At 69.2% G+C, this 14,552-nt stretch carries 16 protein-coding genes; 10 read left to right on the top strand and 6 right to left on the bottom strand.

Going from position 1 to position 14,552, the window contains the following annotated elements:
* A partial coding sequence (gene mfd / locus PKD06_RS15195) for a transcription-repair coupling factor (RefSeq protein WP_324381513.1) occupies positions 1-2,450 on the top strand: 2,450 nt, incomplete at its 5' end.
* Here mfd and PKD06_RS15190 read toward each other — a convergent pair.
* Positions 2,404-2,772, bottom strand: coding sequence for a hypothetical protein (locus tag PKD06_RS15190; protein WP_324381511.1), 369 nt, complete (start codon positions 2,770-2,772; stop codon positions 2,404-2,406). The two genes, mfd and PKD06_RS15190, sit on opposite strands and share 47 nt — an antisense overlap.
* A gap of 215 nt (positions 2,773-2,987) precedes the next feature.
* Between PKD06_RS15190 and PKD06_RS15185 the strand changes: the two genes are divergently transcribed.
* Positions 2,988-3,743, top strand: coding sequence for an invasion associated locus B family protein (locus PKD06_RS15185; RefSeq protein ID WP_324381509.1), 756 nt, complete (start codon positions 2,988-2,990; stop codon positions 3,741-3,743).
* 92 nt (positions 3,744-3,835) lie between these two features.
* Here PKD06_RS15185 and PKD06_RS15180 read toward each other — a convergent pair whose 3' ends face one another.
* Positions 3,836-4,081 (bottom strand): zinc-finger domain-containing protein, encoded by a 246-nt coding sequence (locus tag PKD06_RS15180; protein ID WP_324381507.1) that lies wholly within the window; start codon positions 4,079-4,081, stop codon positions 3,836-3,838.
* Between the two features lie 92 nt (positions 4,082-4,173).
* Between PKD06_RS15180 and PKD06_RS15175 the strand changes: the two genes are divergently transcribed.
* The 3 genes from PKD06_RS15175 (at position 4,174) to PKD06_RS15165 (ending at position 6,318) form a co-directional block, all read left to right on the top strand.
* Positions 4,174-4,956, top strand: a complete 783-nt coding sequence (locus PKD06_RS15175) for an alpha/beta hydrolase (protein ID WP_324381505.1) — start codon at positions 4,174-4,176, stop codon at positions 4,954-4,956.
* Between the two features lie 151 nt (positions 4,957-5,107).
* A complete protein-coding gene (cysE, locus tag PKD06_RS15170; protein WP_324381503.1) occupies positions 5,108-5,938 on the top strand; it encodes a serine O-acetyltransferase in 831 nt (276 codons plus the stop codon).
* Positions 5,939-6,105: 167 nt separating this feature from the next.
* Positions 6,106-6,318 (top strand): DUF3126 family protein, encoded by a 213-nt coding sequence (locus tag PKD06_RS15165; RefSeq protein ID WP_324381501.1) that lies wholly within the window; start codon positions 6,106-6,108, stop codon positions 6,316-6,318.
* Here the strand turns inward: PKD06_RS15165 and PKD06_RS15160 are convergent.
* Positions 6,275-7,207, bottom strand: a complete 933-nt coding sequence (locus PKD06_RS15160; RefSeq protein ID WP_324381499.1) for a DMT family transporter — start codon at positions 7,205-7,207, stop codon at positions 6,275-6,277. The two genes, PKD06_RS15165 and PKD06_RS15160, sit on opposite strands and share 44 nt — an antisense overlap.
* Before the next feature lie 140 nt (positions 7,208-7,347).
* On the opposite strand from PKD06_RS15160, the gene PKD06_RS15155 reads away from it, so the two are divergent.
* Genes PKD06_RS15155 through PKD06_RS15145 form a run of 3 tightly spaced genes read left to right on the top strand, consistent with a single transcriptional unit; the run spans position 7,348 to position 8,746 of the window.
* On the top strand, positions 7,348-7,671 hold the full coding sequence (locus PKD06_RS15155; RefSeq protein WP_324381497.1) for a hypothetical protein: 324 nt from the start codon (positions 7,348-7,350) through the stop codon (positions 7,669-7,671).
* A gap of 46 nt (positions 7,672-7,717) precedes the next feature.
* On the top strand, positions 7,718-8,248 hold the full coding sequence (locus PKD06_RS15150; protein ID WP_324381495.1) for a gamma carbonic anhydrase family protein: 531 nt from the start codon (positions 7,718-7,720) through the stop codon (positions 8,246-8,248).
* 33 nt (positions 8,249-8,281) lie between these two features.
* Positions 8,282-8,746: a hypothetical protein gene (locus PKD06_RS15145; RefSeq protein ID WP_324381493.1), complete on the top strand. Its 465-nt coding sequence runs from the start codon at positions 8,282-8,284 to the stop codon at positions 8,744-8,746.
* A 9-nt stretch (positions 8,747-8,755) separates the two neighbouring features.
* Here the strand turns inward: PKD06_RS15145 and serA are convergent, their stop codons facing one another.
* A complete protein-coding gene (serA, locus tag PKD06_RS15140) occupies positions 8,756-10,003 on the bottom strand; it encodes a phosphoglycerate dehydrogenase (RefSeq protein WP_324381491.1) in 1,248 nt (415 codons plus the stop codon).
* 159 nt (positions 10,004-10,162) lie between these two features.
* Here serA and PKD06_RS15135 point away from each other — a divergent pair, with 159 nt between their 5' ends.
* Entirely contained in the window at positions 10,163-11,581 is a 1,419-nt protein-coding gene (locus tag PKD06_RS15135) for an amidase family protein (protein WP_324381490.1), read from the top strand.
* 21 nt (positions 11,582-11,602) lie between these two features.
* On the opposite strand, the gene PKD06_RS15130 is transcribed toward PKD06_RS15135, so the two are convergent.
* The gene (locus tag PKD06_RS15130) at positions 11,603-12,625 is read right to left on the bottom strand and encodes a Gfo/Idh/MocA family oxidoreductase (RefSeq protein ID WP_324381489.1); all 1,023 of its coding nucleotides are present in this window, start codon (positions 12,623-12,625) and stop codon (positions 11,603-11,605) included.
* A gap of 78 nt (positions 12,626-12,703) precedes the next feature.
* Positions 12,704-13,117 (bottom strand): hypothetical protein, encoded by a 414-nt coding sequence (locus PKD06_RS15125; protein WP_324381488.1) that lies wholly within the window; start codon positions 13,115-13,117, stop codon positions 12,704-12,706.
* 260 nt (positions 13,118-13,377) lie between these two features.
* On the opposite strand from PKD06_RS15125, the gene PKD06_RS15120 reads away from it, so the two are divergent.
* Positions 13,378-14,552: DNA gyrase subunit A (locus PKD06_RS15120; protein WP_324381487.1), on the top strand; the 1,175-nt coding region annotated here is incomplete at its 3' end.

Here is a 14,552-nt window from a genome sequence, read left to right as displayed (position 1 = left end):
CCGAGAAGAAGCGGGTCGTCGTCGCCGCGTGGTCCGAGGGCTCGCGCGAGCGCCTGGGCCACGTGCTGGAGGATCATGGCATCGCGGCGCAGCCCGTGGCGCGGCTCGCCGACACCCTCGCTTTGCCGCGCAACAAGGCGATCCTCGCCGTCTGGGGCACCGAATCCGGTTTCGAGGCGGGCGACCTCGCCGTCATCGGCGAGCAGGACATCCTCGGCGACCGCCTCGTGCGCCAGAAACGCACGGCGCGGCGTCCGCAGGATTTCCTGGCCGAGGTCGCGGCGCTGACACCGGGCGATCTCGTCGTCCATGTCGATCACGGCATCGGCCGGTTCGAGGGACTGCGCTCGATCGAGGCGGCGGGAGCGCCGCACGACTGCCTCGAAATCACCTATGCCGGGGAGGCCCGGCTCTTCCTGCCGGTCGAGAATATCGAGCTTCTGAGCCGCTACGGCTCCGAGGAAACCGAGGTCCAGTTGGACAAGCTCGGCGGCGGGGGATGGCAGGCCCGCAAGGCCAAGATGAAGCAGCGCATCCGCGAGATGGCGGGGCAGCTCATCAAGATCGCCGCCCAGCGCTTCCTCAAGCCGGCGCCCAAGATCACGACGCCGGAAGGGCTCTACGACGAATTCGCCGCCCGCTTCCCCTACGAGGAGACGGACGACCAGTTGAACGCCATCGAGGCGGTGCTCGGCGACCTCGCGGCCGGCCGGCCCATGGACCGCCTCGTCTGCGGCGATGTCGGCTTCGGTAAGACGGAGGTCGCGCTGCGCGCCGCCTTCGCGGTCGCGATGTCGGGGCGGCAGGTGGCCGTGGTCGTGCCGACGACGCTGCTCGCGCGCCAGCACTACAAGAACTTCGCCGAGCGCTTCCGCGGCCTGCCCGTGAACGTCGCCCATGCCTCGCGCTTCGTCTCCTCGGGCGAGCTGAAGGCGGTGAAGAGCGGGCTTGCGGAGGGCACGGTCGATATCGTGGTCGGCACCCATGCGCTGCTCGGCAAGGCGATGCAGTTCAAGGATCTCGGCCTGATCATCGTGGACGAGGAGCAGCATTTCGGCGTCGCCCACAAGGAGCGGCTGAAGGAATTACGGGCCGAGGTCCACGTCCTGACGCTGACCGCGACGCCGATCCCGCGCACGCTCCAGCTCGCGCTGACGGGCGTGCGGGAACTCTCGATCATCGCGACCCCGCCGGTCGACCGGCTCGCCGTGCGCACCTTCGTCACGCCCTTCGACGCGCTCTCGATCCGCGAGGCGCTGCTGCGCGAGCGCTATCGCGGGGGCCAGGCTTTCTACGTCGTGCCGCGCATCACGGATCTTGCCGAGATCCGCGAGTTCCTCGGCCGCGAGGTGCCGGAGGTGAGCGTCGCGGTGGCCCATGGCCAGATGGCCGCGACCCAGCTCGAAGAGGTGATGAGCGCCTTCTACGACGGCAAGTTCGACGTGCTGCTCTCGACCACCATCGTCGAATCGGGCCTCGACATCCCGACCGCCAACACCCTCGTCGTGCATCGGGCGGACATGTTCGGCCTCGCCCAGCTCTACCAGCTCCGCGGCCGCGTCGGGCGCTCGAAGACGCGCGCCTATGCGCTCTTCACCGTGCCGGAGAACAGGCCGCTGACGGTCCAGGCGGACCGGCGGCTGAAGGTGCTGCAATCGCTCGATTCGCTCGGGGCCGGCTTCCAGCTCGCGACCCACGATCTCGACATCCGCGGCGCCGGCAACCTCCTCGGCGACGAGCAGTCCGGCCATATCAAGGAGGTCGGCTACGAACTCTACCAGCAGATGCTGGAGGATGCGATCGAGCAGCTCAAGGCGGGGATCGACGATCCGCCGCCCGAGCAATGGTCGCCGACGATTGCGGTCGGCGCGCCGGTCACGATCCCGGAGAGCTTCGTCGAGGACTTGCAGCTTCGGCTCGGCCTCTACCGGCGCCTTTCGACCTTCGAGACCGAGGAGGAGATCGCCGCCTTCCGGGCCGAGCTGGTGGACCGCTTCGGCAAGCTGCCCAAGGAGGTCGACCAGCTCCTTCTGGTGGTGGGCATCAAGGTCCTGTGCCGGCAGGCCAATATCGAGCGCGTCGAGGGCGGGCCGAAGGGCATCATCGTGTCCTTCCGCGAGGGCCAGTTCGCCAATCCGGCCGGGCTCGTCTCCTATGTCGCCGAGCAGGGCAGCTTCGCGAAGGTGCGGCCGGACATGAAGATCGTGTTCCTGCGCGACGTCGAGGACGTCGAGCGCCGGCTCGGCACGACGCGGCGGCTCGTCAGGGATCTCGTGGCGGTGTCGAAGGGCGAGAAGGTCTCGGCCCTGAAGGAGCAGGTCCGGCCGGCCGCCAAGCCCGTGTCGGGAGCCAAGCCCGCGCCTGTCGCGAAGCCCGCTCTCAGGCCGGCCCTCAGGCCCGGCTTCAAGCCTCCTGGCCGCTCAAAGCCTGGGGGCCGATCTCGGTTCTGAGGATGCCGGAGAGGCCGCCGGCGCTGAGGGCGGCGTCCCGGCTCCATTCGATCACGGGGACGCCGATGGTGCGCTCGCTGCGGCGCAGGGCCCGGGCGAATTCGCGCAGGCTCGCCAGGCGGCCGTTATGGCGGTTGGAAATGTCGATGAAGATGGCGGAGGGCCGCTCGATCACGTCGAGCACCGCCTCCGCGGCTTCCATGGAGGTCGTCACGCTCGCGAGGCCCAGCTCGGCAAGCTCGGTCGACAGGAGGTCGGTCTCGGCGCGATGCCCGCTATCGACCACGAGGACTTTCCGCAAGGCGTTCATGGTGCCACGCACATAAACTCGTCCCGCATTGCAGTGCCATCCTGCTACTGAACCGTCACTGAACGGTCAAGGTCGGGCGGCGGCGCTTTCCGGGCTGGCCAAGAGTTCGCAAAGCGGTTAACGACCTGCGCGAACTGTCATGCGTTCGCCTCATTCGAAGAGGATGGACGGGCGAAGCAGCGCCGCCTCGCCGGCTTCCGGCCGTCAACCCGACAAAGGATAAAGGGATGTTTTCAGCGATCCGTCTCGCATGCGTGTCCGCCGCGCTGGCGGCCGGCGTGAGCGGCGCGGCCATGGCGCAGGGGAAGGGCAAGCCGGCCCATCCCGCCCCGCAGCCGACCCAGCCCGCCCAGCCGGCCCAGCCCGCCCCATCTGCGGAGACCGGCCCGCTGCTCGTGCAGGTCAAGCCCGAGCCCTCCCAGACCGACTGGACGAAGGTCTGCGGCAAGGACCCGTCCTCGGGCGCCGAGGTCTGCTATACGACGCGCGACTTCGTTTCCGACCAGGGGCAGCCGGTCCTCGCCGCGGCGGTCTATGACGTGAAGGGGCCCCAGTCCCAGAAGATCGTCCGCTTCCTGATGCCGCTCGGCCTGCTCCTGCGTCCCGGCATCCGCTTCGCCGTCGACCAGAATCCGCCCGCCGCGGGCGCCTATACGATCTGCTTCCCGAACGGCTGCTTCGCCGAGGCGACCGGCTTGAAGGACGACTTCGCCAACGCGCTGCGCAAGGGCACCCACATCAATGTGAGCGTCCAGAACCAGGTCGGCCGGGAGGTGACCTTCCAGGTGCCGCTCGCGGGCTTCGGCAAGGCGTTCGACGGCGCGCCGATCGACCCGAAGGTGCTCGAAGAGCAGCAGCGCCGGCTCCAGGAGGAGCTCCAGAAGCGCAGCGACGACCTGCGCAAGCAGCTCGAGCGGCAGCAGCAGGGCCAGGCCGGCGCTCCCGCTCCGGCCGCCGGCACCCCCGCTCCCGCGCCGAAATAGGCGCGGGAACCCGGCAAGGAATCAAGAAAGAAGCCGGCGAGCCGCAAGGCCGCCGGCTTCTTTCTTTCGTGCCGGATGCCGGACGGGGTGTCTCAGGCGGCCGCGTCGTGCCAGAGGCAGGATTCGGGCTCGGCCTCTCCGTCGGAAAGACTCGCCTTGAATTTGTACAAGGTCCCGCAATAGGAACATATGGCCTCGTCCTCCACTCCCATGTCGATGAAGATATGGGGATGGTCGAGGGGAGGTGTCGCCCCGATGCACATGAACTCCCGCGAGCCCACGTAAATCACCCTCACACCCGGATCGTTGTGGAAATGCGGAACGCCCGAAGAAGCCATCTCGCCCTCGATGCTGTGCCGCCGGGGCGGCTCGGCGCTGTCTCGCATGGGCGGGCGCGGCGGGCAATGGCCTCGCTGCCCGAGGCCGCGCGATGAACGCCCTCGTGCCGCGGCTCGCCCGGCTGAAGGGAGCCGAAATCGCCTTCATCGACCTGCCGCCGGAAGGCGAGGGGAGCGGCGATCCGATCCTGCTCATTCACGGCTTCGGCTCCACGCACGGCGTCAACTGGGTGGGGCCGAGCTGGACCAAGACGCTGACGCGGGCCGGCTACCGCGTCATTGCCCTGGACAATCGCGGGCACGGCCGCAGCCAGAAATTCTACGACCCGGCCGATTACGACACCGCCCTCATGGCCGCCGATGCACGCGACCTGCTCGATCACCTCGGCATCGCGCGGGCGGACGTCATGGGCTATTCGATGGGCGCGCGCATCACGGCCTTCTTTTCGCTCACCTATCCCGAGCGGGTCCGGTCGTGCCTGCTGGGCGGCCTCGGCATTCATCTCGTCGAGGGCGTCGGGCTGCCGATCGGCATCGCGGATGCGATGGAGGCGCCCTCGCTCGAGGGGCTCACCGATCCGACCCAGCGGATGTTCCGCGCCTTCGCCGACGCGAACAGGCAGGACCTCAAGGCTCTCGCCGCCTGCATCCGCGGCACGCGGCAGACCCTCACGCGGGAAGAGGTCGGGCAGATCCGCGCGCCGGTTCTCGTCTCGGTCGGCACGACCGACGCGATCGCAGGCTCCCCCGCCCCGCTCGCCGCGCTGATGCCGAATGCCCGCGCGCTCGACATTCCGAACCGCGACCACAACCTCGCCGTGGGTGACAGAACGCACAAGGCGGGTGTCCTGGAGTTCCTGTCCGAGCGTCCGTGAGGACGCGGCAGGCGCTTCGGAGTTCGAAAGTCGTCGTCTCCGTGCTAGAACGGCGACAACGGCATTCGTCTCTTCCGCCCGGGCGGTGGAGAGGAATGCGCCCTTGTCCGCCGCCGCCCGCCTCGCAGGCCCGGGCCGTGAAAGGATCGTCATGTCGCACCTGCTTTCCCGCCGCGGGGTCGATGTCGCCGGCATCGTCGATCCGGTCTGGGCCCGCATCCGCGAGGATGCCGAGACGATCGTCAGGACGGAGCCGTCGCTCGCGACCTTCATCGTCTCGACGATCCTCAACCAGGACAGCCTCGAAGCCGCCGTCATCCACCGCGTCGCGAGCCGGCTCGGCCACCCGGCCATGCCCTCCGACCTGATCGCGCAGACCTATCGGGGCTTCGCGGAGGAGGATCGCGGCCTCGGCGAGGCGTTCAGGGCCGACATCCTCGCGGTGGCCGATCGCGATCCGGCCTGCTCGCGGCTGATCGAGCCGGTGCTCTATTTCAAGGGCTTCCACGCCATCCAGACCTATCGGCTGGCCCATGCGCTGTGGAATTCGGGCCGCCGCGACCTCGCGCTCTATTTCCAGAGCCGGGCCTCGGAGGTCTTCCAGTGCGACATCCATCCGGCCGCGCGGATCGGTCGGGGCATTTTCCTCGACCACGCGACGGGGCTCGTGGTCGGCCAGACGGCGGTGATCGGGGACGATGTCTCGATGCTCCACGGCGTGACGCTGGGCGGCACGGGCAAGGAGAAGGCCGACCGCCATCCGAAGATCGGCCACGGGGTTCTCATCGGCGCGGGCGCCAAGATCCTCGGCAACATCAAGGTCGGCTGCTGCTCGCGCGTGGCGGCGGGCTCCGTCGTCCTGGACGAGGTGCCGCCGAAGACCACCGTGGCGGGCGTCCCGGCCCGCGTCGTCGGCACGGCGGGCTGCGCCGAGCCGGCGCGCACCATGGACCAGATTCTTTCGGCCAAGGCCGAAAGCTGACATTGCGGGGTTGCGGCGCGCTTCCGGTTCGTGGCAAGCCGCGCCCCTGCCCATGGCGTGATGACGCCTCGTTGAGGCGTCATCACGCTATGTCCTTTTATTTCAGCATGATCTTTTCCAAAAACCGGTATCCACTTTTTGGGATCATGCTCTGAGCTGGAGTTCACGTGGACAAGACCGAACTGGCGAAGCTGGAGCGCTTCCTGCGGCGCACCTTCGCGAATCATTCCATCCGCGTCGCGGCCCGTCCGAAGAAGAAGGATTCGGCCGAGGTCTATGTCGGCGAGGAATTCATCGGCGTGATCTTCCTCGACGACGAGGACGGCGATCGCTCCTTCAATTTCCAGATGGCGATCCTGGCCGAGGATCTGGACGCGTAGGGCGGCCCTGCGGCCTGTCCTTGCGGAAGGTGGCGAGCGCGGCGCCGGCGAGAAGCAGGCAGGCGCCGCCGATCTCGACGGGGCCGATCTCCTCCCCGAAGGCGAGCTTGCCGGCGACGAGGGCGACGACCGGGGAGACGAAGGCGTAGAGCCCCGCCCGCGCCGTCCCCCAGGACACCATCAGCCGCAGATAGAGCGTGTAGGCGACGATCGTCCCGGCGACGGACAGGAAGGCGAGGCTGAGAAGCACGCGCCATCCGGCGAGGGCCTCGAAGGCTTGCGCGTCCGGCGCCTCGATCGCGACGCTCGCGGCGAGAAGAAGCAGGCCGCCGGCCAGCGCATGCAGGCAGGTCAGCGTCATGGCCTCGAGATCGCGCAGCAGCGGGCGCGCCACGACGCTGCCGACGCAATAGCAGAGGCTGCCGACCACGATCGCGGTGAGCCCGAGGAGGTCGATCCGGCCGGAGCCGAGCCGGGTCCAGTAGATCGCGAGGAGGCCCGCGAGGCCGAGCGCCAGGGCGCCGGCCAGCCGCCAGGAAGCCCGCTCCTCGCCCGTGAGGATGGCGAGCCCGGACAGGCCCACCGGAATGACGGACAGGTTGACCAGCCCGGCAAGGCCCGAAGGCGTGCTCCGCAGCCCCCAGAAGAGGAGGCCGTAGGCGAGCCCGATCATGAGGGCGGCCGAGACGAGCACCCGGGGCAGGAGGTCCCGGCGGCAGGCCCGCGCGAGCCCTTTCGCGGCGGGCGCGAGGAGCGCGAAGACGAGAAGGTAGCGCAAGGCCGAGACGAGAAGCGGGGGCACCTCCTGCACGGCGATGCGCGCGGCGGCGAAGGTCGTGCCCCAGATCACCGAGACGAGGACGAAGGAAAGGACGGGACCGGCCGTCATGCGCGCTCTTCCTGCGGCGCGGCGGCAGGCCGCCGCTCCAGATCGGGACAATCCGAGGGCAAGGCGAATTAACCTTTCGGGAAGAATCCGCTTCACGGACCGGGCGGATCAGGCGAGAACCATGCCGGGAGGTCTGCGTCATGTCGATCGGTCCGGGGAGCCTCGACATCCTGCGCGCGCTCATGCTGGGCTTCGCTTTCGCGGGCCTCGTCGCGAGTACCTACGAGATGCTGGCGGGCCGGCGGCTCGGCTTCGGCCTCCTGCGCGGCGGCGGCATGGCCGCGGTGGCGGCCGTGCCGATCCTGCTCTTCGCCGCGCCCTTCGTCATCATGCGCAATCTCCTCCGGGACCGGACCGGCGGGTCTCTTTCGGGCGTCTTCACGGCGACGATGATGGCGGGGATCTGGGGTCTCCTCTGCGGCCGCCTGGTCCTCGACGCGGCGATGCGCCTCCTCGGCGCTTGACAGGTCCGGGGCATCGGCCTTCCCTCCCGGTGACAGGAGGAACGCCTTGCCCATCTACAGCCTCGACGGAATCAGCCCTGAGCTTCCCGACGACGCGGCCTATTGGGTCGCTCCCGACGCCCATGTGATGGGCGCGGTGCATCTGGCGCGCGATGTCGGGATCTGGTTCGGTGCGGTCCTGCGCGGCGACAACGAGCCCATCACGATCGGGGAGGGGAGCAACATCCAGGAAGGGGCGATGCTCCATACCGACATGGGTTTCCCGATGACGATCGGCGCCCATTGCACGATCGGCCATCACGCGATCCTGCACGGCTGCACGCTCGGGGACGGCGTGCTCGTGGGCATGGGGGCGACGGTGCTGAACGGAGCGCGAATCGGGGCGGGCTCGCTCGTCGGCGCGAATGCACTCGTCACGGAAGGCAAGGCGTTTCCCGACCGCTCGCTCATCGTCGGCTCGCCCGCCAAGGCCGTGCGGCAGCTCGACGACGCCACCGTCGAGGGATTGCTGCGTGGGGCGGCGGGCTATGTCCGCAACTGGAAGCGCTTCGCCGCCGGCATGAAGCGGCTCGATTAGAGAAGCCTTCGCAAGGTCCATGGCGCCGCCCCGATGGGCCATGAGAAAGAACCCCTCTACCGGCGCGTGAACACGCGGACCCGCGGCGTCGCCCATGGCGGCGGCGACTACAGGTGGTCGCGCCATGCGCGACGGGAGGACCGGGCAAGCCGCGGGGCGATGGGGAGCCACCAGAGGCAGGGGCTCGACTACACTCCGCTCTTCCGCTTCCTGCTGTCGCGCGTCGGCGGCGACTGGACGCAGGTCCACCGCGAGGCCGTCTCCCGGCTCGACCGCGCCGAGCCGATCTTCTGGCTGGTCGCGCGCTCGGAGGCGGAGCGCCAGCCCTATGTCAGGATCGGCGGCACGTCGTATTTCAACGGTCTTTTCGTCGATGACGACAACCGGCTGTGCCTCGTCGATCCCGATCTCAGGATCGAGGACCTGACGCCGAGCTGCGCCTGCTGCACGCATACCCTCAACGGCGTGCCCTTCGTGCGCCGCTACGAAGGGGGGTAAGCCACACTCTCAGGCGCGGTCGTAGATCACGCGCGCCCTGATCGTGCCTTCCAGAGCGCGGATGTCCTTGAGGATGGCATCCGTCTCCTGGCCGGTGCCGTCGGATTCGATGACCACGTATCCGATCTCGCCATCCGTCTGGAAATATTGCGAGGCGATGTTGATGCCGCGGCTGGCGAAGAGATGGTTCAGGCGTTGCAGGTTGCCGGGCACGTTGGCCTGGACCTGCATGAAGCGCGTGCCGATGGGGCGCGGGGGCAATTGCACCTGCGGGAAATTCACCGCCCCGACCGTGGCGCCCGTATCGGAGTAGTCGATCAGCTTCCTTGCGACCTCGGTGCCGATGCGCTCCTGCGCCTCCTCGGTCGAGCCGCCGACATGGGGCGTCAGGATCACGTTCGGGATCCCCTGGAGGGGCGTCACGAAAGGGTCGTTGTTCGAGGCGGGCTCCTTCGGGAAGACGTCGACCGCCGCGCCCGCGAGGCGGCCCTCCTTCAATGCGCCGGCCAGCGCGTCGAGATCGACGACGGTGCCGCGCGAATTGTTGATCAGGAAGGAGCCGGGCTTCATGGCCGCGATCTGGTCCGGGCCGATCATGCCAGCCGTCGCGGGCGTCTCCGGCACGTGCAGGCTGACGATGTCGCTCTTCTCCAGAAGCTCCCTCAGCGACGGCACCGATTCTGTGTTGCCGTGCCGCAGCTTGTCGGTGTGGTCGTAGTAGATCACCCGCATGCCGAGCGCCTCGGCGAGGTTCGAGAGCTGGCTGCCGATATTGCCGTAGCCGACGATGCCCAACGTCTTGCCGCGCACCTCGTAGCTGCCCGAGGCGGACTTGTCCCACTGGCCCCGATGGGCGGCCTGCGACCTGTCGGGGATGCGGCGCAGCAGCATCACGATCTCGCCGATGACCAGCTCGGCGACGCTGCGGGTATTCGAGAAGGGGGCGTTGAAGACGGGGATGCCGCGCCGGCGCGCGGCGCCGAGATCCACCTGGTTGGTGCCGACCGAGAAGCAGCCGAGGGTGAAGAGCCTCGGCGCCACGGCGAAGACCGGCTCGGTCATCTGCGTGCGCGAGCGGATGCCGAGGATGCGCACGTCGGCGAGCGCCTTCTCCAGCGCCTCCGCGTCGAGCGCCTTCGGCAGCCGCTCGAGGTTGCGGTAGCCGGCCGCGACGAACAGCTCGGCGGCGGCATCGTTCACGCCCTCCAGGAGGAGAACGCGGATCTTGTCCTTGGGAAGCGAGAGGCGATCGGACATGGGAGGCATCCAGGGAATGCCCCGCGCCTTATCGGGCCGCCTCGCCGAGGTCCAGCGCGCCGAAGCACGGACCGGCCGCGACAAGGGCTCGCCCCGGCGGGAGGAGGTTCGTAGAATGCCCCGCGCCCCCGCGAGGCGGGGCGATCAGGCGGGAAAGCGATGGGATCGACAGAGATCTGGCGGATGTCCGCGAGCGAGCAGGCGCAGGCCATCCGCTGCGGCGAGATCGGCACGGTGGAGGCGGTCGAGTCGGCGATCGGCCGGCTGGACGCGATGAACGGCGCGCTCAACGCGGTCGTCGTGGATTTGCGCGAGGAGGCGCTCGCGGCCGCGCGCGAGGCCGATGCCGCCCGTGCGCGTGGGGACGAACTCGGCCCGCTGCACGGCGTCCCGGTCACCATCAAGATCAATGTGGATTTCACCGGCCAGGCCAATTCGAACGGCGTGCCCGGCCTCCTGGGGCTCGTGGCGCGCGACGATTCGCCGATCGTGCGGAACTGGCGGCGGGCCGGGGCGATCGCCATCGGCCAGACCAACACGCCTGAATTCTCGATGCGGGTGATGACGGAGAACCCGATCTACGGCCGCACCCTCAATCCGTGGGATCCCTCGATCACCTGCGGCGGCTCCTCGGGCGGGGCCGCCTCCTCGGTCGCGGCGGGGATCGGCGCCCTGGCCCACGGCAACGACATCGGCGGCTCGCTGCGCTCGCCGGCCTTCGCCTGCGGCGTGTCCACGATCAAGCCGACGACGGGGAGGGTGCCGGCCTATAACGGCACCGCGACCTCCGAGCGGCCGATGCTCGCGCAGATCACCTCGTCCCAGGGGCCGATCGCGCGCGAGGTCCGCGATGTCCGCCTCGGCCTGCAGGCGATGATCGCGCGCGATCCGCGCGATCCCTGGCACGTGCCGCTGCCTTTCGACGGGCCCGCGCTGGAGGGCCCCCTCAAGGTGGCGGTGGCCGAGGTGCCCGAGGGCTTTTCCGCCCATCCGGCCGTGCTCGCCGCCGTCGAGGACGCGGCGCGGATGCTGGCCGATGCGGGCTACGTGGTCGAGCGGGTGAAGACGCCCGACATCGTCCGCCCGCTCGAATTGTGGTTCGACCTCATCCCGGCCGAGATGCGGGAATTGCAGCTCGGCGCCTATCGCAGCATGGCCACGCCCGAGATGAACCGCATCGTCGACCAGTATTTCGAGATGTGCCATGCGCGCGATCTCAAGAGCTTCATGGCGGCGAGCGCCGAGCGCACCGGCCATATCCGCAACTGGATGCTGTTCCTCGAGCGCTACCCGCTGGTGCTGACGCCGCTCTGCCTCGAGCCCTCGCTCGCGCCGGATGCGGATTTGCAGGGGCCGGGGGCGGTCGAGCGGGTCTTCCGCTCCTTCCTGTTCCAGACGGGCCTCAACACGCTCGCGCTGCCCTGCGCCGTGGTGCCGACCGGATTGCACGAGGGCCGGCCGATCGGCGTGCAGCTCGTCGCGAGCCGCTTCCGCGAGGACGTGGCGCTCGCCGCCGCCGAGGCGATCGAGGACCGGGCCGGCGTGCTGGCGAGGCGGCTCTGGGACAGGGAGGCGTGAGGGGGCGCCTCGCCGCCTGCCCTATTCGAGGTGGGAGGCGGCGCGCATCCTGGCATAGGCTTTCGCGCGGGCCTGGCCGGCGAGCGAGGCGCTCGCCTCCTCCAGCACCCGCAGCACGCGCAGGCCCTCGCGCCCGTCCGTCAGCGGCGTCTCGCCGGAGCGGATGCAGGACAGGAAATGCAGGCATTCGCGCTTGAGCGGCTCGCCGGGCTCCACCGCGACCGGCTCGGGCTCTCCCTTCTCCTGGAACGGCTGGCCGTCCCGCTCGCCGAAACGATGGCGGTAGAGGACGAGCTTCGTCTCCCAGGGCTGGAGATCGTCGAAGACCGCCATCGCCTCCTCGCCGATCACGACGAGGCGCTGCTCCTTGAAGGGATGCAGCCAGGAGACGCGGATCTCGGCCGCCCGGCCGTCGGGGAAGTCCATCGCGACATGGGTCGTGTCGGCGATGGTGGGATGCGTGTGCCAGCCGCCCGTGGCGGAGACGCTGCACGGCGCCTCGCCCATGAGCCGCAGGATCATCGAGACGTCGTGGGTGCCGAGCGCATGCAGCGCATCCTCCTCGCGGCGGATGCGGCCGAGATCCATGCGATGCGACACGCAGGAGAGGATGCGCCCGAGCCGCCCCTCCCGCACGAGGTCGGCCAGGGCCACGAAGGCCGGATGGTAATGCAGGATATGGCCGATCATGAGTCGCCTTTCCGCCTTGTCGGCGAGGGCGACCAGCTCCTCGCCCTGGCGGCTGTTCAGGGCGAGCGGCTTCTCGACGAAGAGATGCTTGCCCGCCTCCAGCGCCTGCCGGCCGAGAGGCAGGTTCTGCGAGGGAGGGAGGGCGAAGGCGACGCCCTCGATGGCCGGATCGGCGAGGACGTCCTCGAAGCTGCGCACCGGCACGCCGTGCTGCCCGGCGATCCGGGCCGCCACCTCGGGATCCTTGTCCACGACCGCTGCGAGGGAGCCGATCTCGGCATGGTTGCGGGCGTGGTTCCTGCCCCAGATGCCGACGCCGACCACGGCGACCTTCGGGATATCGTTCGCTGCCATTCGCGGCGTGGACCTCAGTCTCTGTCGAGGAGGGGGCCATAGGCCCCCCTCCCGGACCATGCAAGCCGGCGGCGCCCGTCAGCGTCCCGGCGGCAGGGGCGAATCGTCGATCCTGGAGATGAAGTCGAAGCGGCCGTAGCGCTTGAACCAGTCCGAATGGGCGCGGCACAGGGCGATGGCTTCCGAGAGCGGCCGATCCGCCGGGACCAGGGCCGAGACGGCAGTGCGCCGGTCGAAGGCCGCGAGGTCCTCGGCCGAGGCGCGCTTCGCCTCGAGCTGCGCCCGAGCCCGCGCGACCATGCGCGTCCAGTATCGCTGCGCGCTCTCGAAGGCCGCCGGATCGAGGCTCGTGCAGGTGAGGAAGACCCTGTTCTCCTCGATCGCCCGCGCGAGCCGCGGCTCGATCCGCTCGAGCGGGCCATCGGCGAAGGCGGCGGACACCGCCGCGACGGCGGCCCAGAGGAGCGTCGCCAGCCACCACATTCGGATCATGCCGCCCTGGCGAGGACGCCGCGCCCGGCCCGGCCCATGTCCCGCGCGACGCCCGCCGGCATCGCGGCGGCGTCCTCCCCGGCGAGATCGGTGACGGGCCCTCCCGTGCTCATCGGCATGCCTCCTCGTCACCGGATTAAAGCGAGGGGGACGCGGGGGGAAGCCCGGCGGCGCGCTCCCGCGATCGTCCCTCTCCGCCGTTTGGGTCTTAAGGCGGAATCGGCTAGAAGCCGGCCAACTTTTCCCTCTGGTGACTTCTCTTGGCCGACAACGACGATCCGCCTCCCGGCGCGGGCGATGCCCCCGGGGGCCCGAGCGATCCTTCCGACATCAAGCCGATCTCGATCACGGACGAGATGAAGCGCTCCTATCTCGATTACGCCATGAGCGTGATCGTGAGCCGGGCGCTGCCGGATGCGCGCGACGGCCTCAAGCCCGTGCACCGACGCATCCTGTTCTCGATGAGCGAGAGCAACTACACGCCGGACCGCTCCTACAACAAATCCGCCCGCGTCACGGGCGACACCATGGGCAAGTACCACCCGCACGGGAACCTCGCCATCTACGACGCGCTGGTGCGCATGGCGCAGCCCTTCTCGATGCGGCTGCCGCTGATCGACGGGCAGGGCAATTTCGGCTCGGTGGACGGCGATCCGCCCGCCGCCGAGCGCTATACCGAGGTGCGGCTGGAGAAGGCGGCGATGCCCCTCCTCGACGACCTCGACAAGAACACGGTCGATTTCCAGCCGAACTACGACGGCAAGGAGAGCGAGCCCAAGGTCCTGCCCGCGAAATTCCCGAACCTCCTCGTCAACGGGGCGGGGGGCATCGCGGTCGGCATGGCGACCAACATCCCGCCCCACAATCTCGGCGAGGTGATCGCGGCCTGCATCGCCTTCCTCGACGATCCGTCGATGTCGCTCGACGAGCTGATGGAGATCGTGAAGGGGCCGGATTTCCCGACCGCGGGCCTGATCCTCGGCCGCGCGGGCATCCGCTCGGCCTACGAGACGGGGCGCGGCTCGATCATCATGCGCGCCCGCACGACGAGCGAGACGATCCGTGACCGCGAGGCGATCATCGTCAACGAGATCCCCTACCAGGTGAACAAGGTCACGCTCATCGAGAAGATGGCGGAGCTGGTGCGGGAGAAGAAGATCGAGGGCATCGCGGCGCTCCGCGACGAATCGGACCGCGACGGCATGCGCATCGTCATCGAGCTGAAGAGGGACGCGGTGGCCGACGTCGTCCTGAACCAGCTCTACCGCTTCACGCCGATGCAGACCTCGTTTCCGGCCAACATGGTCGCGCTGAACGGCGGCCGCCCGGAGACGATGACGCTGCGCGACCTCATCCGCGCCTTCGTCGAGTTCCGCGAGGAGGTGGTCAGCCGGCGCACGAAGTTCCTGCTGAACAAGGCGCGCGACCGCGCCCA

The sequence above is a fragment of the Enterovirga sp. genome (assembly GCF_035325185.1).
In the GTDB taxonomy this organism is placed as follows: domain Bacteria; phylum Pseudomonadota; class Alphaproteobacteria; order Rhizobiales; family Beijerinckiaceae; genus Enterovirga.
This window is presented reverse-complemented; position numbering and strand designations above follow the sequence as displayed.